The sequence below is a fragment of the Delftia sp. WSY_12 genome (genome assembly GCF_043104645.1).
Classification (GTDB): domain Bacteria; phylum Pseudomonadota; class Gammaproteobacteria; order Burkholderiales; family Burkholderiaceae_C; genus Comamonas; species Comamonas tsuruhatensis.
In genome coordinates, this window is record NZ_JBICKW010000062.1 from 33,110 (window position 1) to 53,745 (window position 20,636).

Below are 20,636 nucleotides of genomic sequence, written 5' to 3' on the forward strand. Positions count from 1 at the left end.
GTTCCTCGATGCGCTTATCGGGCGTTGGCCAGGCCCGTGCCCAGCAGATTGCGGATCAGCTTCTGGCCCACGGCGGCCAGGGCCTCGCGGCTCCAGCCGCTTTGCGCGCCCGCGCCGCTCCACACGGTGGCGCCGGTGCCCACGTCCACGATCTCCAGCGTCACGCCCACGGCCGGTTCGCCATCCACTCCGACCTTGTAGCGCCATTCGTCCACCGCGCCCGTCAGCGCATAGCGCACGCCTTCGCCGCGCGCCCAGGCCAGGGCGTCCTCGCGGCGCTTGGCGTCGCGGCCGTCGAACAGCGTCTCCTGCAGCGCATCGCCCGTGTAGCGCTTGACCTGGCCCACGCCGCGCGCATTGATCAGCGCCGTGGCGATGGCGGCGGCGCGGTTGCCGGCCATGGGTGTCTCGGTGTGGTTCTCGAAGGGCAGCACGGCCCAGCTGGCGTTCGTCTCCAGCGCGGGCGCCGTGCCCCGGTCGATGGTCGAGCAGGCAGACAGCAGGCCGACAAGGGCCATACCCGTGAGCACGCGAAGGCGGGAGGCAAAAGAAGTGCGGTGTGTCATGGAAAGGCTCCTTGAAGTCTTCGGATCAGTAGTGGAGGCGGTAGGTGAGCAACAGCTCGCGGGTATTGCCCACGGTGTTGATGCCCGACTTGGACAGGTTCAGGCCCAGCGCGAGGTGGTCCGCGCCGAACAGGCTGGTGGCCAGGCCCATGCCCAGCTCGTAGCCCGCGCCGTTGATGCTGTGGTGCGTCAGGGCCAGGCTGGCATAGGGCCGCAGCGCGCGCGTGTATTGCTGCTCGTAGCCCGTGTTGAACATCATCTGCAGGCCCGAGAAGCGGAAGCTGCGCGGCAACAGATAGTCGATGGTGGGATCGTTGAACGCAGGCAGGTAGCCCAGGATGGCCGCATCCCTGCCCTGCAGCAGCGCCGGGTCGGTGCGGCTGTAGCGGTGCCAGGAGGTGAAGGCGCCGAACTGCAGGGTGGGTGCCTCGCTGCGATAGGTGTGCAGGTATTGCAGCATCGCATGGTTGCCGGAGCCCACGCGGGCGCCGCTTTGCACGCGGTAGCGCTCCGATGCCAGCTCCAGCGTGATCTGGTCCAGGCGCGAGAGCTGGTAGCTGCTGCCCAGCGACACGCGGTCCTTCATGCCGCCCATGCGCATGGCCAGCGTTTCCTGCGTGGCCAGGTGCCGGCCCAGCGATGCCTGCAGGCTCCAGCGGCTGTCCACGTTGTAGGTCTGCGTGAACTGCATCGGCGTGTAGCTCTCCAGGCTTTCGCGCCGGCCCAGCATGAACTCGCTGGAGGCCGACTGCGTCTTGCGCGTCAGGCGCAGGCCGATGCCCCGCTCCTGGGAGGGTCCGCGCACCAGGGTGCTTTTGTTGACCGTGCGGCGCACGTCCTCGGCATCCAGGTCCAGCGCCCAGCGGGGGTTGAGACCCACATGCCAGCGCAGCCGCGAGACCTGCTCGTCGATGGCGTCCATGCGGCGATTGCGCAACTGCAGGCCGCCGTAGTCGCTGAAGGCCAGCAACTGCTCGGTCAGCCCCAGGTGAAGGGGATCGTCGTCGGGCTGGTAGGCCATGCTCTCGAAGCCCGCGGTCTGCGCCAGCCGCACATCGCCCACCATGGCCGCCGCGTTGATGCGGTCGTAGCGCGGCAGTGCCTCGTCATGGCGCTGCAGCAGCTGCCCGGCCTGGGCCACATCCTTTTCCGCCAGGGCCACCGTGATCTCAGCCCACAGCGGTGCGCTGGCACTCTTGCTGCGGCTGCGCGCGTACTGCTGCCAAAGGTAGCCGCGCTCGGCCTGGTATTCGCCACGCTCCTGCAGCCAGGCGATGGCCAGCTCGGCCGCAGCAGCGGAATGCTCGCGGCGCCCGCCTTGCAGGTCCATGCGCAGCAGCTCGCGCATCAGGGCGAATTCGGCATCGCCCTGGGTATGAAAGAGCATGAGCCGGCTGCGGGCCTGGCGCTGGACCTCGTCCAGGCCCTCGGCGGTCAGCCAGCGGCGGGCCGCATCGGCCGAAGGGCCCTGCTGCGCACGCGTGCGCGCCTTCTCGCGCTGCCACAGCTGCTGCCTCAGGTTCCAGGCCTGGTCCGCCTGCTGGTTCTGCTCCAGCGCGTCCGCGTACTGCATCATCCACAGGAAGTCGTCCGCATGCTCCGTGCGGTGCGGCTTCAGATACCGCTCCAGCGCAACAGCCGGGCGCGACAGCGTCATGTAGGCCGCCGCCAGGGCGCCGTGCATGTCGGCATCACGTGCCCACACGGGCTCGGCCGCCGCCAGCAGCAGCTTGAGGGCCGCCGCGTTCTGCGTGTCGATCAGCAGCCACATCAGGCCCTGGCGCAGCGGCGTGGAGCCGGGGTCCAGCGCCAGGCCCTTCTCGAAGGCTTCCATGGCCTTTTTCGGCTGCGCAGTGCGCTGGTAGTAGGCGCCCAGGATCTGGAAGAAGGTGGGCTGGCCCATCAGGCGCTTGAGCAAGGCCGGGTCGGCCATGATGCGCTCGACCTGGCGGCCGATCTGCGTCCAGTCCTCCTGGTCCTCCAGCAGGTAGAAGGCCTGTGTCAGATGGCGCACGTCCTGGAACTGCTCCCAGGCATGCAGGGACATCTGGGCCGCCTCGCGCCGGTCGGTGCGCTGCAGCAGGCGGATCACTTCGTCGTAGTCGCTGATGCCGGCGTGCGGCGTCTGCAGCAGGCGGCGGTAGGCCTTGAGCGTCAGCGCCTCCTGGCGCTGGTCCTGGGCCAGGTCGCCCAGCAGGCGCCAGTACTCGCCTTCGTCCTGCATGCCGGCCGGAACGCGCGTCTGTGCGTCTTCCAGCCAGCGCAGGCCCAGCGCCGGCTCGCCCTGCAGCAGCGCGAGCACGGCGGCGGGCATGACATGGGCCGGCGTGCGCTGCTCGGGATCGCTGAGCACGCGCTTCCATGCCTGCAGCGCCAGCGGCGAACGGCCTGCGCGCTCGGCCAGCTGGGCCAGCAGAATCTGCGACTGCGGCGTGCTGCCGTGCTTTTGCAGATAGTCGATGGCCGCGCCCGGCTCGGCCTGGCGCTCATAGGCCTGGACCAGCGCCTGCAGCAGCGCGGCATCCTGGGGACGGCGGCTCAACTGGTGGCGCAGGCCGGCAATCAGGGCGCGGTCGTCGAACAGGCCCGGCGCCAGGCGCATCACCGTCTTCCAGGCATCTTCACGGCCCGTGTTCTGCGCAATGACCAGCCAGTTGTCCAGGGCCTGCTGCTGCTGCCCCATCCATTCGGACACCTGGGCCAGGCGCTCGCGCCAGGCCATGTCCTGCGGCGCCTGGCGCACCGCAGCCGTGGCCACGCGCCAGGCATCTTCCAGGTTGCGGTTTTCGAGGAACACCTCGTAGCCCAGCTGGTAGGTCTTGTCGTCAAAGGGCAGGCCCGGCGGCGGCTTGCGTGCGGGGTCGGCCGTGCGCAGCATGCGCCAGCCCGGGGCGGTCCAGGCCACGGGCTGCAGTGCCCAGGCGCCGTCGTCGGCCACTGCGGACGCTACGGCCGGGCCGGCTCCCGAAGCGCCTGCCGCCTGCACCTGCCATTGCTGCAGCAGGGACAGCTGCAGCAGCCGCTTGGCATAGCGCTCGGCCTCGGCCCGGTTGCCGGCCGCGCGCGCCAGGCCGATGAGCCTTCGCAGCGTTTCCGGGTCGCTGCCCAACAGTTCTTCCTGCTGGCGCGCCAGCGCCAGCGCTTCGCTGGCACGGTTGCCGGACTGCAGCACCTGCAGGGCCTGCCAGAGATAGGCGCGCGACTGCGGGACGTCTTCGGTCGTGGCGCTGGCCTGGCGCAGCAGCCGGGCCGATTCCTCGTACAGCGACATGCCCAGCGCCTGCCGCGCTGCGGACTCATAGACCTGCGCCTTGCGCGCGGGATCGCCCTGGCGGGCGGCCACATCGTCGTAGATGCCCAGGGCCAGCGGTGCGTCCTTGAGTACCAGCGCCGAAGAAGCCAGGTACAGCGCCTGCTCCTGGGTCAGACCCGCCAGCGGGACCTCCTTGAGCGCCTGCATCACCTGGAGCGCCAGGGCATCGGCCTGCCCTCCGGCGCGATGGTCCTGCTTTTGCGCCTCCAGATAGTTCTGGTAGGCGGCCTGCCAGCGCTCCCAGGCCTGGACGGCGGCGCTGGGCAGCGCCTGCTTGGCTGCCTCTTCGCGCGCCAGCTTGATGGCTTTCAGGCGCTCCTCCTTGGCCTTGAGCAGGGCGCGCAGGTTTTCATTGCCCGGGTCGCTCTTGAGCAGGTTGCTCAGGTAGTTGTAGGACAGCTCGGAATCATCTCCGGTGACGGAGAGCCGGCGCTCCAGATCCTGCTTGGGAAACAGCATCCACAGGGCACCACCGATCAGTACCGCCAGCAGCACGATCAGCCAGAAGGGAACCGTGACGGGGCGCTCAGAGCCCCCGGCATTGCGCTTGGAGTTCAACACTGTGATGGGTACTTCTGAAGGAACGGAGGTTGGAGCTGCCCGTATCGGCACCCGCCACGGCAATGAGGGGATTGGCGGCGTTCAGGGAACTCAGCGCACAGCCGGACGGCAGGTGCATGCGCAGCTCCAGCGGCACATGGCCCTGCAGGGTCAAGCGCACGCCGCCATCGGCCTGGGGCAGCCATTGCGTGAGCCGGGCATTGGCATCCACCAGATAGGGGCGCGCCGCGGAGGCGGCCGCGCCTGCGGCATCCTGCTGCACCAGGTATCCGGCGCCGCCGGCCAGGTGAAGGTAGTTGCCGTCCGCGCCCTTGGCATAGCCGGCGATGCCGCGGCTGGCAGCCATGGAAGGCAGGGCCATGCCGGGCGGCATGCGCAGCGTGCGCAACTGGCCCGGGCCCCGCAGGCGCCAGCCCTGCGCGTCGCGGCCGATGGCGAATTCGTAGAAATCCTGCACCTTGCGGATGTACTCGGAGCTGTAGACCGGGTTCAGCCGCTGCGCCAGCGCCCACTGGTAGACCTTGTGCAGGGCCTTGATGCTGGCCTGCTTGCTGGCGGAGTAGGAGTGGTAGTAGATGTCCACGGCCTTCATGCGCCGGGGCGCGTCGGTCATCTCGAAGGTTTCGATGACGCGCTCGAAGCCGTAGAACGGCCCGTGCCAGAGGTTGGTGTAGATGTTCTCGTTGGTGACGGGCGCATAGATCTGCAGATGGCCGCCCTTGCGCAGGCCCCAGCTGCGCACCTCCGTCAGCGAGGGATTGCTGCGCGTGATGGCCGTGTCGCCGCCATTCATGTTGAGCAGTCCCGCCGCGTCGGAGATGGCCAGGGCCTCGGCGCTGGGCGCCGTGTTGCCGGTCCACAAGAACACGTCCACCGGCTTGCCGGGCGGCGCCAGGCGCTTGCGGATGTAGTCGACCGAGCCATTGATCTCCCGGTTCATGTCCATCTGGTAGCCGGGGATGTGGAGGTTGAGGTTCACCTCCTTGCTGTCATCCCCGTCGGGCGCTGCCCCGGGCTCCCAGAAGAAGGGATGGGAATAGGAATGGCTGGCGATCTCGACATGGGGCATGGCGAAGATGCGCTTGGCAATGCCCTCCAGCTGGTCGGCCCACTGCGGATACAGGCCCTGCGGCGAGACTTCGGCCTCGATGACCGAGATGGTGTGCGGAATCCTGTAGCGCTCCAGGATCTCGCGGCGCAGCACCTCGCCCGCGAAGGGCGTACCCGGCAGCTCGGCCTTGGAAGGAAAGCCGTCCCCGTCCACATGGGCCAGCAGCAGGCGGCGGCCGTTCTCGGTGGTGACGTCGGGCACCGGAAAGTCCTGCAGGCGCAGCGCCTCGCGCAACAGCGCGAAGGGGTCGATCACCCAGCGCGACTGGTCGGTGCCCGGCATGCCCACCACCACATAGGGCATGAGTGCAAAGCCGCCCCAGGGCGTGATGGCGGCCGACACGAAGCGGCGCCCCCGCTTGTCGTCGAAGGACAGCAACTCGCGGCTGCCCCTGGCCATCTGCGGCGTGAACTCCCAGCCTTCGTAATCGTGCGCTGGCTCGGCCGGCTGTATCTCGAAACCCATGACCGGCGCCTTTTCGGCGCGCCGCAGCGGGAACACGGGTGCCGCTTCCGTGCTGCGCGTGCCCAGGGCGGCCGACATGGTGCGGTCCTGGGACAGGCCCAGCGTATTGAGCACCAGCAGCGGCATGCCCTGCTGCACCTGGTTGGCCAGCCACTGCCGCACGCTTTTGGCCCGCATCTCGGGCACCGCGCCGCCGAACCAGCTCACCACGCCGGCATAGCGGTCGCGCGACACGCCTTCGGGCAGGGGCTCGCGCACATCGGCGTAGTCGGCGACGTAGCCCATGTAGTTCAGGGGCATTTCCAGGAAGCGGTGCGCCGATGCGCCGTTGATGGACGGATAGTCGGCACCGTTGTAGAGAATCAACACCCTGCGCGCCACCGCCTCCACCTGGCCTATGCCCAGGGTCTGCAGCCCGGCATCGGAAACCCAGGGGATGATGCCCAGCTGCGCAATGCGGCGGGCGGTCTCGCGCGTGGCGTCGCGGTCATGCGGGGCCAGGTAGTCGATGGACAGCACCGGCAGGCGGTCGCGCTCGCGGATGGTCTGCAGTTGCTGCAGCAGCCATTCGCGGTCTTTCTCGGGCACGCTCACATAGCGCTTGAGGCTGGCATCCCAGCCCCGCAACAGCGACTCGGCCGCCACCATCTGTACCTTGTCCCTCACGCGCGGCACTATCTCGAAGCCCCGGTTCAGGATCAGGCGGATGCCGGGATAGCGCTGGTGCAGCGTCTCGATGACGCGCACCAGACCGTCCTGCTGGGCCTTTTCGTCGAAATTCGCGGCCAGGCGGTAGGAGTCCAGCGTGTCCAGGAAGAAGCCGCGAAAGCCCTGCTTCCACAGCGGCGCGATCACCTCGTCAGCAAAGAAGGCGGGCCACTGCGCGGGTGTCTGATCCAGGACGATGGACTGCCAGGCGCCGTTGCGCGCCATCTTCCAGGCCTCGGGAATCTTGCCGAAGTAGGCGCGCTCGGGCTGCACCTCGGCCACGGAAGCGTAGGCATACAGCTCGCTGCCCGGGGCCTGCTTGCGAAACCGGACCGGGTCATAGCCATGGCCCGGCTCCACGACGGCAATGTCGTAGAGGCTCAATTCACTGAGCGATGCCTTGTTCCCGTAATAGACAGCCACCGCGGGTTCGGCAGCCTGCACCACCCAGCCGCACAGCAACCCCCAGCAGACCAGGCAGCTTCGCAGGAAACCGTTCATGGCCTTCTCCTCAGGGCGTGGTGATGCCCCATCAATTCATAGTTTTTATGCATCAAATTTCTTAACAATTTGATGAAAGCTATCGTCAATCCGACGAAAAGCGGGCCGAGCATAACGTTGTTTGTCTACAAATGTGTTTTCTCCCTACTTTTGTGCTCAGCCCACTTGAACCCGAGGAAAAGCTGGGTTATTGCGATACTAGGCACGCCAAAAAATCACCAATGAGAGGTATTCATGATCCTGGTCACAGGCGGCGCCGGCTTCATCGGCTCCCACACCTGCGTGGAGCTGGCCGCCGCAGGCGAGCCCTACCTGATCTACGACAACTTCAGCAACAGCAGCGCCGACGTGCTCGACCGCATGGAACGCATCACGGGCCGGCGCCCGCTGTGCGTGGAAGGCGATGTGCGCGACCGCGCCGCGCTGGACCGGCTGTTTGCCGAGCACTCCATCCGCGAGGTGATCCACTTCGCCGCACTCAAGGCCGTGGGCGAATCCGTGGCCCAGCCACTGCGCTACTACGAACACAACGTGGGCGGCACGGTCGCCCTGCTGCAGGCCATGCAGGCGGCGGGCGTGCACAGCCTGGTGTTCTCCTCCTCGGCCACGGTCTACGGCGACCCGGCCAGCCTGCCGATCCGCGAGGATTTCCCGCTGTCTGCCACCAACCCCTACGGCCGCAGCAAGCTGTGGATCGAGGAAATGCTGGCCGACCTGGACCGCGCCGAGCCCGGCCAGTGGCGCCTGGCACGGCTGCGCTACTTCAATCCCGTGGGCGCCCATGAAAGCGGCCTGATCGGGGAGGACCCGCGCGACATCCCCAACAACCTCATGCCCTATGTGTCGCAGGTCGCCATCGGCCAGCGCCAGCAGCTCAGTGTCTATGGGGATGACTACGCCACGCCGGACGGCACGGGCGTGCGTGACTACATCCACGTCACCGACCTGGCGCGCGGCCACCTGGCGGCGCTGCGCCATCTGCGTGAACAGCAAGGCCTGCTGACGGTGAACCTGGGCACGGGGCGCCCGGTCTCGGTGCTGGAGATGGTCAAGGCCTTCGAGCGCGCCAGCGGCCGCCCCGTGCCCTACCAGATCGTGGCGCGCCGCCCCGGCGACGTGGCCCAGTGCTGGGCCGACCCCGCCGAGGCCGAGCGCCTGCTGGGCTGGAAGGCCATGCTGGACCTGGACCGCATGTGCGAGGACGCATGGCGCTGGCAAAGCCAGGCCGCAGGTCTCAAGCGCTGAACCCCGCAGCGCCTGCGGACGCCGAGGGCGTGGTATCTTTTCGCCCTTGTTTCACGCCCTAGCCACGAGTCTGCCCATGCTTGCCAAACGCATCATCCCCTGTCTTGACGTCACGGGAGGGCGCGTCGTCAAAGGCGTGAACTTCGTGGAGCTGCGCGATGCGGGCGACCCGGTGGAGATCGCCGCGCGCTACAACGCCCAGGGCGCGGACGAGCTGACCTTCCTGGACATCACGGCCACCAGCGATGGCCGAGACCTGATCCTGCCCATCATCGAATCGGTGGCCAGCCAGGTCTTCATTCCGCTGACCGTGGGCGGTGGCGTGCGCACCGTCGAGGACGTGCGCCGCCTGCTCAACGCGGGCGCCGACAAGACCAGCTTCAACTCGGCCGCCATCGCCAACCCCGACGTGATCAATGCCGCCTCCGACAAGTACGGCGCGCAGTGCATCGTGGTGGCCATCGACGCCAAGCGCCGCACCGCCGAAGACGAGCAGCGCATCGGCACCGACGGCCGCGCCGCCGGCCCCGGCTGGGATGTCTACAGCCACGGCGGACGCAAGAACACCGGCCTGGACGCCGTGCAGTGGGCCGCCGAGATGGCGCGCCGCGGCGCGGGCGAGATCCTGCTGACCAGCATGGACCGCGACGGCACCAAGTCCGGGTTCGACCTGAAGCTCACGCGCGCCGTCAGCGACGCCGTGCCCGTGCCCGTGATCGCCTCGGGCGGCGTGGGCTCACTGGACGACCTGGCCGATGGCGTGACCCTGGGCGGCGCCGACGCCGTGCTGGCCGCCAGCATCTTCCACTATGGCGAATTCACCGTGGGCCAGGCCAAGCAGCGCATGGCCGAGCGCGGCGTGCCCGTGCGCCTCTGATACGGCGCGTCGGCGGACTCCTTCATTTCAGTTTTCCATGGCGCTCGCGCCGCCCACAACCCATGAAACCGGCGCGGCCCAAGGGACCAGGGACAGCGAGCAAGGGCCGCCCCGCAGCAAGGCTGTCGTCTCCCTCCCGCGCAGCGAGAGAGGGGGAAGGCGCGAAGCGACTCAGGGGGTGTATTTTCAATCCAGGCAATTCCTGACAATGCTGTCACAGGGATTCCAACCCAGGATATTCACAATGCAGGCAATGAACTGGCTAGATCAAGTCAAATGGGATGCGCAGGGCCTGGTGCCCGTGATCGCGCAGGAAAAGGACACGGGCGACGTGCTGATGTTCGCCTGGATGAACCGCGAGGCCCTGGCCAAGACGGCCGAGCTGGGCCGCGCCGTCTACTTCAGCCGCTCGCGCAACAAGCTGTGGTTCAAGGGCGAGGAATCGGGCCACGTGCAGACCGTGCACGAGGTGCGCATCGACTGCGACAACGACGTGGTCCTGCTCAAGATCACCCAGACCGGCCACGAGCCCGGCATTGCCTGCCACACGGGGCGCCACAGCTGCTTCTACAGCGTGCTGCGCGATGGACAGTGGCAGGCCGTCGATCCGGTCTTGAAAGACCCCGAATCGATCTACAAATGAATTCCACGAACATGAACGACACCGCAAGCACTTCCTCGCAGGACGCCCTGGCGCGCCTGGCCGCCGTCATCGAAAGCCGCAAGCCCGCCAACGGCGGCGACCCCGACAAAAGCTACGTCGCCCGCCTGCTGCACAAGGGCCCGGATGCCTTTTTGAAGAAGATCGGCGAAGAGGCCACCGAAGTGGTCATGGCCGCCAAGAACGCAGACCATGGCGGGGACGCCGGCAAAATCCTCTACGAAGTGGCCGATCTGTGGTTCCATAGCATGATCGCCCTGGCCCACTATGGCCTGACGCCCGCCCAGGTCGTTGCCGAGCTGGAGCGCCGCGAAGGCACCAGCGGCATCGAGGAAAAGGCGCTGCGCAAGGCCCAGGAACGTGATGTGAACGAGAAAGGACCGCTGCCATGAATGACGATTACATCGAAGTCCGTGCCCTGGACCAGTCCCGCATCGAAGGCCTCAAGGCCTGGGGCTGGGTCAGCTACCTGCTGCACCTGGTGGTGGCCGTGGCCGCCGTCGTGCCCGGCGCCCAGCCCAGCATCGCGCTGCTGGTGATCGCCCTGATCATCGACCTGGTCAAGCGCGGCGACGCCGAAGGCAGCTGGATGGCCAACCATTTCTCGTGGCGCATCCGCAGCGTGATCTGGGCCGGCATCCTGTACCTGGTCACGGCACCGCTGTGGCTGCTGTTCTTCGTGCCCGGCTGGATCGCCTGGACGGTGATCTCCATCTGGTTCCTGTACCGCATCGTGCGCGGCATGGTCGCCATGAACCGCAACCAGGCCGTGGACCGCTGAAGCCGCCGGCCCGCCCGCCATGTCCTCCACCCCGACCTGCAAGATCAACCTCGCCCTGCAGGGCGGGGGCTCGCACGGCGCCCTGACCTGGGGCGTGCTGGACGCACTGCTGGAAGACGGCAGCCTTGTCTTCGACGGCATCAGCGGCACCAGCGCCGGCGCCATGAATGCCGTGGCCCTGGCACAGGGCTTTGCCCAGGCAGCGCGCCAGGAAAGCGACCCTGTGGCCGCCCAGGCGCTGGGCGCCCAATTGGCCCGCGCCTCGCTGACCGAACTGTGGGAAGGCGTGGGCACCATGGGCAGCCTGATGTGGGGCGCGCCATTGCCGGGCAGCCCCTTCATGGGCGTGCTCAACCAGTTCTTCTCGCCCTACCAGACCAACCCGCTGGACATCAACCCGCTGCGCAAGCTGCTCGAACGGGTCGTGGATTTCGAGGCGCTGACGCGTCCGCCCGTGGAGGGCGTGGTGCCCAAAGTCTTTGTCTGCGCCACCAATGTGCGCACAGGCCGGGGAAGCATCTTTTCGGGCAGAAGGCTCAGTGCCGACGCGGTCATGGCCTCGGCCTGCCTGCCCCAGCTGTTCAAGGCCGTGGAAATCGATGGCGAGCCTTACTGGGACGGCGGTTTCTCGGGCAATCCCGCCCTGTATCCCCTGATCTACGGCACGGCGTCCAGCGACATCCTGCTGGTGCAGATCAATCCCATCGAGCACACCGACCTGCCCAACACGGCGGCCGACATCATGGACCGCATGAACGAGGTCACCTTCAACGCCGGCCTGCTGTCCGAGCTGCGCGCCATCGAGTTCGTCAAGCGCCTGCTGGAGCAGGGCAAGCTGGACCCGGCACGCTACAAAAAGGTGCTGCTGCACCGCGTGGACGGCGGGGCGGTGCTCAAGGGCTACGGCGCCTCGACCAAGACGCGCTCCGACATGCGTTTCGTGCGCGAGCTGTTCGAGCTGGGGCGCGAGCAGGGGCAGCACTGGCTCCAGCAGCACCGCAGCGACATCGGCGTGCGCCAGACACTGCACATCAACGACAATTCACCCTGATTTTTCGATCCACCGCCAGCTTCCCAGGACTCCCGTAGCGCCATGCACGACCACGACCCGAACTGCCTGTTTTGCCGCATCATCAAAGGCGAGATCCCTTCCCGCAAGGTCTATGAGGACGATGAAGTCTTCGCCTTCCACGACATCCATCCCGGCGCGCCCATCCACTTTCTGATGGTGCCCAAGAAGCACATCCCCTCCATGGCCCAGGTCCAGGCCGACGACGCTGCGCTGCTGGGCCGCATGATGGTGCTGGCGCCCCGCCTGGCCGCCGAGCAAGGCTGCAATCCGTATCCCGACGGCGGTTTCCGTCTGGTGGTCAACACGGGCACCGAGGGCGGACAGGAAGTCCACCACCTGCACATCCATGTCATGGGCGGCCCCCGCCCCTGGCTGAAGGGCTGAAGCCTTTGCTGGACGCAGGCTTGCGCGCAAGATGGCCCGCCTCTTGCTTGCGACTTCTGCGTACATGCGCCGGCCGAACGGCTTTTGTGGGGCCTTGCGAACTGCCGCCATGGCCCGGCGTCTAAAATGATCTGCAATTCTTAGGAGAGATTCTCATGGGCTCGTTTTCCATCTGGCATTGGCTGATCGTCCTGGCCATCGTGGTTCTGGTGTTCGGAACCAAGAAGCTGAAGAACATCGGTTCCGACCTTGGCGGTGCAGTCAAGGGCTTCAAGGACGGTGTGAAGGACGGCTCGACCTCCACCGACACCCCCGCAGCTGCCCCTGGCCAGGTTGCAGGCCAGACAGCCACCGACAAGGCCACCATCGACGTCGAAGCCAAGCAAAAGAGCTGATGCTCCGCACGCCAAGCCTCCATGTTTGATATCGGTCTGTCCAAGATGGCGCTGATCGGCGCCGTGGCTCTCGTGGTCATCGGCCCCGAGAAGCTGCCGCGCGTGGCGCGCACCGTCGGTACCCTGCTGGGCAAGGCCCAGCGCTACGTCTCCGATGTGAAGGCCGAGGTCAACCGTTCGATGGAACTCGACGAGTTGCGCAAGATGAAGGACACGGTGGAAGGCGCGGCGCGTGACGTCGAGCAGTCCATCCACACTTCGGCCGCCAATTTCGAGAAGGACTGGAACGAGTCCACGGCATCGCTCAACGGCACGTCTTCCTCGTACGACTCCTCTTCCTACGATTCAGGCAGCGATACGTACAGCGCCGTGGCGCCGGCCTACCGCCACCCGGGCAAGAACTGGCGCCTCAAGCGTGCTGCCGTGCCCCAGTGGTACAAGGCCCGTGCCGGCGTGCGCACCAAGGCGCAGTCGGGCGCGGCGCGCGTGGCGCGCTTTCGTCCCCAGAAGTCCCGCTGAAGATGCTGGCGCGCAGCGGGCCACGAGGCAACCGGCCCAGCCTCTGCCATCCGGGCACCCGCCATCGCCCCACCCTGCCCGATCCGTCGGGCTTTCTGCTTTTCATACCAGGTCCGTGGACGCCCTTGCGGCCCGCCGCGGTTTCGCACCATGTCCGACATTCCACCTAAAGACGACGAGCTGGCAGGCACCGAGCAGCCTTTCGTCCAGCACCTGATGGAGCTGCGCGACCGCCTGCTCTACTGCATCTACGGCATCGGTCTGGCGATCGCCGTGCTGGCCATATGGCCCGGCCCCAACGGGCTGATCGACTTCATCGCCCACCCGATCAAGGCCCACATGCCGCCCGATGCCAAGCTCATCGCAGTCGGCGTGTTCACCCCCTTCTTCGTGCCGCTCAAGGTACTGATGATGGTGGGCATCTTGGCCGTGCTGCCCTGGATCATGTACCAGATGTGGGCCTTCGTGGCGCCCGGCCTTTACAGCCATGAAAAGCGCTTTGCGCTGCCGCTGATCATCTTCGGCAGCCTGCTGGCCTATATCGGCATCGCCTTCGTGCAGTTCTTCGTGCTCGACAAGATGTTCGCCTTCATCCAGGGCTTCACCCCGGACAGCGTGGCGGCCACGCCGGACATTGCATCGTATGTGGAGGCCATCCTGTCGCTGTACCTGGCCTTTGGCCTGGCCTTCCAGGTGCCCATCGTGGTCATGTTGCTGGTGCGCTTCGGCCTGGTGGACATCGCCAAGCTCAAGTCCTTCCGCGGCTATTTCATCGTGGTGGCCTTCATCATCGCCGCCGTGGTCACGCCGCCCGACGTGATCTCCCAGCTGGCCCTGGCCGTGCCCATGTGCATTCTTTACGAGATCGGCATCCTGGGTGCCGGCTGGTTCAGCCGCGTCTCCAAGGCGCCGGAAGAAGAAGCCGAACCCGGCACCGCAGTGGATAAGCCCGCAGAGGATAAACCCTCCCCCTGAGTCGCTTCGCGCCTTCCCCCAGAGGGGGACGACACCCTCGGTGCGGGGCGGCGCGGCCGGCCCAGGCCCTTCCTCGGTGTCCCTCGCTTTAGGGCGCGCCAGTTTCAAGGGCCTACGCTGAAACACGAGGAATTTGTAATAAAAAGCCCTTGGTTCATCACCAAGGGCTTTTTCTTTGTCTATGGCCAAGCCCCTTCCGGGGTTGGCATCTCACCGAGGCAGGTCGGACGTGCCCATGAGGAACTCGTCAATGGAGCGAGCGGCCTGGCGGCCTTCGCGGATGGCCCAGACCACCAGGGACTGGCCGCGGCGCACGTCGCCGGCGGCGAAGAGCTTGGGCACGCTGGTGGCGTAGCCGCCCGTGAAGTCGGTGGTGGCCTTGGCGTTGCCGCGTGCGTCCTTGTCCACGCCAAAGGCATCGAGCACGGCCTGCACGGGGCTGACGAAGCCCATGGCCAGCAGCACCAGGTCGGCCTTGAGCACCTGCTCGCTGCCGGGCACCTCGACCATCTTGCCGTCCTTCATTTCGATGCGCACGGTCTTGACGGCCGTGACCTGGCCCTTCTCGCCGATGAACTCCTTGGTGGCGATGGCGAACTCGCGCTCGCAGCCTTCCTCGTGGCTGGAGCTGGTGCGCAGCTTGATCGGCCAGTAGGGCCAGACCAGGGGCTTGTTCTCCTGCTCGGGCGGCATGGGCATCAGCTCGAACTGGGTCACGCTGACGGCGCCGTGGCGGTTGCTGGTGCCCACGCAGTCGGAGCCCGTGTCGCCGCCACCGATGACGATGACATGCTTGCCATCGGCACGCAGCTGGCCCTTGAGCTTGTCGCCGGCGTTGACCTTGTTTTGCTGCGGCAGGAACTCCATGGCGAAATGGATGCCCTTGAGTTCACGGCCGGGCACGGGCAGGTCGCGCGACTGCTCGGCACCGCCGGTCAGCAGCACGGCGTCGAACTCGGCCATGAGCTGCTCGGGGCTGACGGTTTCCTTGGCCCAGTTGGTGACCTTGGAGTCTTCGCCCAGGCCGTCCTTGCCCGCCACCAGCACGCCGGTACGGATCTTGACGCCTTCGGCCACGAGCTGCTCGACGCGGCGGTCGATGTGCGACTTCTCCATCTTGAAGTCGGGAATGCCGTAGCGCAGCAGGCCGCCGACGCGGTCGTTCTTCTCGAACAGCGTCACATCGTGGCCGGCGCGGGCCAGCTGCTGCGAGGCCGCCAGGCCTGCGGGGCCGGCGCCGACCACGGCGACCTTCTTGCCGGTCTTGCGGCTGCTGGGCAGCGGCTTGACCCAGCCTTCGGCCCAGGCACGGTCGATGATGGCGTGCTCGATGGACTTGATGCCCACGGCGTCGTCGTTGATGTTCAGGGTGCAGGCGGCCTCGCAGGGTGCGGGGCAGATGCGGCCCGTGAACTCGGGGAAGTTGTTGGTGCTGTGCAGCACGGCGCTGGCGCTCTTCCAGCCGCCGTGGAAGACCAGGTCGTTGAAGTCCGGAATGATGTTGTTGACCGGGCAGCCGTTGTTGCAGAACGGCGTGCCGCAGTCCATGCAGCGCGCGCCCTGGATCTTGGCCTGGCTGTCATCGAGGCCGATGACGAATTCCTTGTAGTGCTTCACGCGCTCGGCGACGGGCGCATAGCCCTCCTCGAGGCGCTCATATTCCATGAAGCCGGTGGTCTTTCCCATGATTCGTTGTCCTGATGTGTGGGGTGCAGGGATGGGTGCGGGCCGCTGCCCGCATCCTTCGCTTCCTTGTTATTTGGCGGCCACCGCCTCCTTGGCGTGTTCCTCGACCTCGGGCGTGGCGGGCTCTTCCATCACCTGGCGCTCGTACATCTCGGACAGGGCACGCTTGTATTCGCTGGGGAAGACCTTGACGAACTTGGAGCGGGCCGCCGCCCAGTTGTCCAGCAGATCGCGGGCGCGCTTGGAGCCCGTCCAGCGGCTGTGCGCCTCGATCAGCGCGCGCAGTTGGCGCTCGTCGGTCTCGCGGCGGTGCCAGACGGCAGGCGAGACCTGGGCCAGGTGCTCGTCATGGGGCAGCACCTGGTCCAGCGAGACGGACGCCTTGTTGCAGCGCTCGGCGAAGCGGCCATCCTCGTCGTAGACATAGGCCACGCCGCCGCTCATGCCGGCAGCGAAGTTGCGGCCGGTCTTGCCCAGCACCACCACGGTGCCGCCGGTCATGTATTCGCAGCCGTGGTCGCCCACGCCTTCGACCACGGCGGTGGCGCCAGACAGGCGGACCGCGAAACGCTCGCCGGCCACGCCGCCGAAGAAGGCCTCGCCGCTGGTGGCGCCGAACATCACGGTGTTGCCGACGATGGTGTTGGTCGTCGTGTCGCCGCGGAATTCATGGCTGGCATGCACCACCACGCGGCCGCCGGACAGGCCCTTGCCCGTGTAGTCGTTGGCATCGCCGCGCAGGTTCAGCGTGATGCCGTTGCACAGGAAGGCACCGAAGGACTGGCCGCCGGTTCCCTCGAAGTGGATGCGGATGGTGTCATCGGGCAGTCCTTCGGGATGCACGCGCGTCACGGCACCGGAGAGCATGGCGCCCACGGAGCGGTTGACGTTGCGCGCCACTTCCATGATGCGCACGCGCTCGCCGTTCTCGATGGCGGGCTTGCAGCGCTCGATGAGCTTCACGTCCAGCGCCTTGTCCAGCAGGTGGTCCTGCTTTTCGACATGGAAGCGCGCCACGTCGGCGGGCACTTCGGGCTGGGCGAACAGGCGCGAGAAGTCCAGGCCCTGGGCCTTCCAGTGCTGCAGGCCCTTGCGGGTGTCCAGCAGGTCGGAGCGGCCGATCAGGTCGTCGAACTTCGCCACGCCGAGCTGGGCCATGATCTGGCGCACTTCCTCGGCGATGAAGAAGAAGTAGTTCACCACATGCTCGGGCTTGCCCGAGAACTTGGCGCGCAGCACCGGGTCCTGCGTGGCCACGCCCACGGGGCAGGTGTTCAGGTGGCACTTGCGCATCATGATGCAGCCCTCGACGACCAGGGGCGCCGTGGCGAAGCCGAACTCGTCGGCGCCCAGCAGCGCGCCGATGACGACGTCGCGGCCGGTCTTCATCTGGCCGTCGGCCTGCACGCGGATGCGGCCGCGCAGGCGGTTGAGCACCAGGGTCTGCTGGGTCTCGGCCAGGCCGATTTCCCAGGGCGAGCCCGCATGCTTGATGGACGACCAGGGCGATGCGCCCGTGCCGCCGTCATGGCCTGCGATGACCACGTGGTCGCTCTTGCACTTGGCCACGCCGGCCGCGATGGTGCCCACGCCCACTTCGGACACGAGCTTGACCGAGATGTCGGCGTGCGGCGCCACGTTCTTCAGGTCGTGGATCAGCTGGGCCAGATCCTCGATGGAGTAGATGTCGTGGTGGGGCGGGGGCGAGATCAGTCCGACGCCGGGCACGGAGTGGCGCAGCTTGCCGATGTAGTCGGACACCTTGCCGCCGGGAAGCTGGCCGCCCTCGCCGGGCTTGGCGCCCTGGGCCATCTTGATCTGCACCTGGTCCGAGGACGACAGGTACTCGGCCGTGACGCCGAAGCGGCCCGATGCCACCTGCTTGATCCTGGAGCGCAGCGAGTCGCCGTCCTGCAGCTCGATGTCGGCCTCGACCTTGTCGGCGCCGATGATGGAGCCCAGGGTCTCGCCCTTCCTGATCGGGATGCCCTTGAGCTCGTTGCGGTAGCGCTGGGGATCTTCCCCGCCTTCGCCGGTGTTGCTCTTGCCGCCGATGCGGTTCATGGCCACGGCCAGCGTGGCATGGGCCTCGGTGCTGATCGAGCCCAGCGACATGGCGCCCGTGGCAAAGCGCTTGACGATCTCCTTGGCCGACTCGACCTGGTCCAGCGGGATGGCCTTGGCCGGGTCGAACTTGAACTCGAACAGGCCGCGCAGCGTCATGTGGCGCTTGCTCTGGTCGTTGATCAGCTGGGCGTATTCCTTGTACGTGCTCCAGTTGTTGGAGCGCGTGGAATGCTGCAGCTTGGCGATGGCGTCGGGCGACCACATGTGCTCTTCGCCACGGGCGCGCCAGGCGTATTCGCCACCGGCGTCCAGCATGGTCTCCAGCACGGGATCGTCACCGAAGGCCGCGCGGTGGTTGCGGATGGTTTCCTCGGCGATCTCGAAGACGCCGATGCCCTCGACGCGGCTGGCCGTGCCGGTGAAGTACTTGTCCACGGTGTCGCTGTTCAGGCCGATCACCTCGAACAGTTGGGCGCCGCAATAGGACATGTAGGTGGACACGCCCATCTTGGACATGATCTTGGACAGGCCCTTGCCGATGGCCTTGACGTAGTTGTAGATGGCCTTGTCGGCCGACAGGTCGCCGCCCAGCTCCTTGTGCATGTCGGCCAGGGTTTCCATGGCCAGGTAGGGGTGCACGGCCTCGGCGCCGTAGCCTGCCAGCACGGCGAAGTGGTGCACTTCGCGCGCCGTGCCCGTCTCCACGACCAGGCCGGCCGTGGTGCGCAGGCCCTCGCGCACCAGGTGCTGGTGGATGGCCGACAGCGCCAGCAGCGCGGGGATGGCCACCTGGGTGGCGCTCACATGGCGGTCGCTGATGATCAGGATGTTGGCGCCGCCCTTGATGGCGTCCACGGCCTGCGCGCACAGCGATGCCAGCTTGGCTTCCACGCCCTGCTTGCCCCAGGACAGCGGGTAGGTGATGTCGATCGTTGCGCTCTTGAACTTGCCCTGCGTGTGGCGTTCGATGTCGCGCAGCTTGGCCATGTCGGCGAAGTCCAGCACGGGCTGGTGCACTTCCAGGCGCATGGGCGGGTTGACCTGGTTGATGTCCAGCAGGTTGGGCTTGGGTCCGATGAAGGACACCAGCGACATCACGATGGCTTCGCGGATGGGGTCGATCGGCGGGTTGGTCACCTGCGCGAACATCTGGCGGAAGTAGTTGTACAGCGGCTTGTTCTTGTCCGACAGCACGGCCAGCGGGCTGTCGTTGCCCATGGAGCCGATGCCTTCCTCGCCGTTCTTGGCCATGGGGGCCAGCAGGAACTTGATGTCTTCCTGCGTGAAGCCGAAGGCCTGCTGGCGCTCGAGCAGCGGCAGGCTGGCTGCCTCGGGGCCGGCATGGGTGTCACCGCCCACGCTGCCCAGCTTGATGCGCAGGTTCTCGATCCACTGCTTGTAGGGCTTGGTGTTGACGATGTTGGCCTTGAGCTCGTCGTCCTCGATCAGGCGGCCCTGCTCCAGGTCGATCAGCAGCATCTTGCCGGGCTGCAGGCGCCACTTGCGCACGATGGCGCTGTCGGGCACGGGCAGCACGCCGGCTTCGGACGCCAGGATGACCAGGTCGTCATCGGTGATCACGTAGCGCGAGGGGCGCAGGCCGTTGCGGTCCAGCGTGGCGCCGATCTGGCGGCCGTCGGTGAACACGATGGAGGCCGGGCCGTCCCAGGGCTCCATCATGGCGGCGTGGTATTCATAGAAGGCGCGGCGGCGCTCGTCCATGGACTCGTGCTGTTCCCAGGGCTCGGGAATCATCATCATCACGGCCTGGCTGATGGGGTAGCCGGCCATGGTCAGCAGTTCCAGGCAGTTGTCGAACGTTGCCGTGTCGGACTGGCCGGCGAAGCTGATGGGATAGAGCTTCTTGAGGTCCTCGGCCAGCACGGGCGAGGCCATCACGCCCTCGCGCGCCAGCATCCAGTTGTAGTTGCCGCGCACGGTGTTGATTTCACCGTTGTGGGCCACGTAGCGGTAGGGGTGGGCCAGCGGCCACTCGGGGAAGGTGTTGGTCGAAAAGCGCTGGTGCACCAGGCCGATGGCCGAGACGCAGCGCTCGTCGGACAGGTCGTTGTAGTACACGCCCACCTGGTCGGCCAGCAGCAGGCCCTTGTAGACCACGGTGCGGCTGCTCATGCTGGGAACGTAGTATTCCTTGCTGTGCTTGAGCTTGAGGTTCTGGATGGCGGCGCTGGCCGTCTTGCGGATCACGTACAGCTTGCGCTCCAGCGCGTCCTGCACGATCACGTCGGCGCCGCGACCGATGAAGACCTGGCGCAGGATGGGTTCCTTTTCCTGGACCGTGGGCGACATGGGCATGTCGCGGTTCACGGGCACATCGCGCCAGCCCAGCAGGACCTGGCCTTCGGCCTTGATGGCGCGTTCCATCTCCTGCTCGCAGGCCAGGCGCGAGGCGTGTTCCTTGGGCAGGAAGATCATGCCCACGCCGTACTCGCCCGCGGGCGGCAGGGCCACGCCCTGCTTTGCCATCTCTTCGCGGTAGAGCTGGTCGGGAATCTGGATCAGAATGCCCGCGCCATCGCCCATGAGCTTGTCGGCACCCACGGCACCGCGATGGTCGATGTTTTCGAGGATCTTGAGCGCGCCGGTGACGATGTCATGGCGCTTGACGCCCTTGATATGTGCAACAAAGCCGAGGCCGCAGGCGTCGTGCTCGTTGCTCTTGGAGTACAGACCGTGGTCTTGGAGATGCTTTATCTCGGCAGCCGTCGTCATGGCGGAATCCTCAAAT

General features: G+C 66.8%; 15 protein-coding genes. 10 read left to right on the forward strand and 5 right to left on the reverse strand.

What is annotated here, in order from left to right:
- Positions 1-14: 14 nt before the first annotated feature.
- Genes ACF8LI_RS27455 through ACF8LI_RS27465 form a run of 3 tightly spaced genes read right to left on the reverse strand, consistent with a single transcriptional unit; the run spans position 15 to position 7,225 of the window.
- Positions 15-566: a hypothetical protein gene (locus tag ACF8LI_RS27455; RefSeq protein WP_016445568.1), complete on the reverse strand. Its 552-nt coding sequence runs from the start codon at positions 564-566 to the stop codon at positions 15-17.
- Positions 567-591: 25 nt separating this feature from the next.
- A complete protein-coding gene (locus ACF8LI_RS27460) occupies positions 592-4,440 on the reverse strand; it encodes a tetratricopeptide repeat protein (RefSeq protein WP_392414609.1) in 3,849 nt (1,282 codons plus the stop codon).
- The gene (locus tag ACF8LI_RS27465; protein ID WP_392414610.1) at positions 4,406-7,225 is read right to left on the reverse strand and encodes a bifunctional glycoside hydrolase 114/ polysaccharide deacetylase family protein; all 2,820 of its coding nucleotides are present in this window, start codon (positions 7,223-7,225) and stop codon (positions 4,406-4,408) included. The genes ACF8LI_RS27460 and ACF8LI_RS27465 overlap by 35 nt, the downstream gene beginning before the upstream one ends.
- 234 nt (positions 7,226-7,459) lie before the next feature.
- On the opposite strand from ACF8LI_RS27465, the gene galE reads away from it, so the two are divergent.
- The 10 genes from galE to tatC all read left to right on the forward strand — a co-directional run bounded on the left by galE (position 7,460) and on the right by tatC (position 14,134).
- Positions 7,460-8,470: a UDP-glucose 4-epimerase GalE gene (gene galE / locus ACF8LI_RS27470; RefSeq protein WP_047217108.1), complete on the forward strand. Its 1,011-nt coding sequence runs from the start codon at positions 7,460-7,462 to the stop codon at positions 8,468-8,470.
- Between the two features lie 76 nt (positions 8,471-8,546).
- A complete protein-coding gene (hisF, locus tag ACF8LI_RS27475; protein WP_017406260.1) occupies positions 8,547-9,347 on the forward strand; it encodes an imidazole glycerol phosphate synthase subunit HisF in 801 nt (266 codons plus the stop codon).
- A gap of 244 nt (positions 9,348-9,591) precedes the next feature.
- Positions 9,592-9,990, forward strand: coding sequence for a phosphoribosyl-AMP cyclohydrolase (gene hisI / locus ACF8LI_RS27480; RefSeq protein WP_174538852.1), 399 nt, complete (start codon positions 9,592-9,594; stop codon positions 9,988-9,990).
- On the forward strand, positions 9,987-10,400 hold the full coding sequence (locus ACF8LI_RS27485) for a phosphoribosyl-ATP diphosphatase (protein ID WP_392414611.1): 414 nt from the start codon (positions 9,987-9,989) through the stop codon (positions 10,398-10,400). The genes hisI and ACF8LI_RS27485 overlap by 4 nt, the downstream gene beginning before the upstream one ends.
- Positions 10,397-10,789 (forward strand): membrane protein, encoded by a 393-nt coding sequence (locus ACF8LI_RS27490; protein ID WP_013800783.1) that lies wholly within the window; start codon positions 10,397-10,399, stop codon positions 10,787-10,789. The genes ACF8LI_RS27485 and ACF8LI_RS27490 overlap by 4 nt, the downstream gene beginning before the upstream one ends.
- 19 nt (positions 10,790-10,808) lie before the next feature.
- Positions 10,809-11,840, forward strand: a complete 1,032-nt coding sequence (locus ACF8LI_RS27495; protein WP_016445562.1) for a patatin-like phospholipase family protein — start codon at positions 10,809-10,811, stop codon at positions 11,838-11,840.
- A 42-nt stretch (positions 11,841-11,882) separates the two neighbouring features.
- Complete coding sequence (locus tag ACF8LI_RS27500; protein ID WP_016445561.1) at positions 11,883-12,245, forward strand: histidine triad nucleotide-binding protein; 363 nt, start codon at positions 11,883-11,885, stop codon at positions 12,243-12,245.
- Between the two features lie 155 nt (positions 12,246-12,400).
- Entirely contained in the window at positions 12,401-12,640 is a 240-nt protein-coding gene (tatA, locus tag ACF8LI_RS27505; RefSeq protein WP_016445560.1) for a Sec-independent protein translocase subunit TatA, read from the forward strand.
- A 21-nt stretch (positions 12,641-12,661) separates the two neighbouring features.
- Positions 12,662-13,159 carry a Sec-independent protein translocase protein TatB gene (gene tatB / locus ACF8LI_RS27510; RefSeq protein ID WP_016445559.1) on the forward strand — a complete coding sequence of 166 codons (498 nt, stop codon included), beginning with the start codon at positions 12,662-12,664 and terminating at the stop codon, positions 13,157-13,159.
- Positions 13,160-13,309: 150 nt separating this feature from the next.
- On the forward strand, positions 13,310-14,134 hold the full coding sequence (gene tatC / locus ACF8LI_RS27515; protein ID WP_017406166.1) for a twin-arginine translocase subunit TatC: 825 nt from the start codon (positions 13,310-13,312) through the stop codon (positions 14,132-14,134).
- A gap of 210 nt (positions 14,135-14,344) precedes the next feature.
- Here the strand turns inward: tatC and ACF8LI_RS27520 are convergent, their stop codons facing one another.
- Both ACF8LI_RS27520 and ACF8LI_RS27525 read right to left on the reverse strand, forming a co-directional pair.
- Complete coding sequence (locus ACF8LI_RS27520; RefSeq protein ID WP_016445557.1) at positions 14,345-15,820, reverse strand: glutamate synthase subunit beta; 1,476 nt, start codon at positions 15,818-15,820, stop codon at positions 14,345-14,347.
- 69 nt (positions 15,821-15,889) lie between these two features.
- Positions 15,890-20,620 carry a glutamate synthase-related protein gene (locus ACF8LI_RS27525; RefSeq protein WP_277848931.1) on the reverse strand — a complete coding sequence of 1,577 codons (4,731 nt, stop codon included), beginning with the start codon at positions 20,618-20,620 and terminating at the stop codon, positions 15,890-15,892.
- Positions 20,621-20,636 lie beyond the last annotated feature (16 nt).

Coding starts and splice junctions, on each gene's coding strand:
- ACF8LI_RS27455 (WP_016445568.1), bottom strand. CDS start 566: ATGACACACCGCACTTCTTTTGCCTCCCGCCTTCGCGTGCTCACGGGT.
- ACF8LI_RS27465 (WP_392414610.1), bottom strand. CDS start 7,225: ATGAACGGTTTCCTGCGAAGCTGCCTGGTCTGCTGGGGGTTGCTGTGC.
- galE (WP_047217108.1), top strand. CDS start 7,460: ATGATCCTGGTCACAGGCGGCGCCGGCTTCATCGGCTCCCACACCTGC.
- hisF (WP_017406260.1), top strand. CDS start 8,547: ATGCTTGCCAAACGCATCATCCCCTGTCTTGACGTCACGGGAGGGCGC.
- hisI (WP_174538852.1), top strand. CDS start 9,592: ATGCAGGCAATGAACTGGCTAGATCAAGTCAAATGGGATGCGCAGGGC.
- ACF8LI_RS27485 (WP_392414611.1), top strand. CDS start 9,987: ATGAATTCCACGAACATGAACGACACCGCAAGCACTTCCTCGCAGGAC.
- ACF8LI_RS27490 (WP_013800783.1), top strand. CDS start 10,397: ATGAATGACGATTACATCGAAGTCCGTGCCCTGGACCAGTCCCGCATC.
- ACF8LI_RS27495 (WP_016445562.1), top strand. CDS start 10,809: ATGTCCTCCACCCCGACCTGCAAGATCAACCTCGCCCTGCAGGGCGGG.
- ACF8LI_RS27500 (WP_016445561.1), top strand. CDS start 11,883: ATGCACGACCACGACCCGAACTGCCTGTTTTGCCGCATCATCAAAGGC.
- tatA (WP_016445560.1), top strand. CDS start 12,401: ATGGGCTCGTTTTCCATCTGGCATTGGCTGATCGTCCTGGCCATCGTG.
- tatB (WP_016445559.1), top strand. CDS start 12,662: ATGTTTGATATCGGTCTGTCCAAGATGGCGCTGATCGGCGCCGTGGCT.
- tatC (WP_017406166.1), top strand. CDS start 13,310: ATGTCCGACATTCCACCTAAAGACGACGAGCTGGCAGGCACCGAGCAG.
- ACF8LI_RS27520 (WP_016445557.1), bottom strand. CDS start 15,820: ATGGGAAAGACCACCGGCTTCATGGAATATGAGCGCCTCGAGGAGGGC.
- ACF8LI_RS27525 (WP_277848931.1), bottom strand. CDS start 20,620: ATGACGACGGCTGCCGAGATAAAGCATCTCCAAGACCACGGTCTGTAC.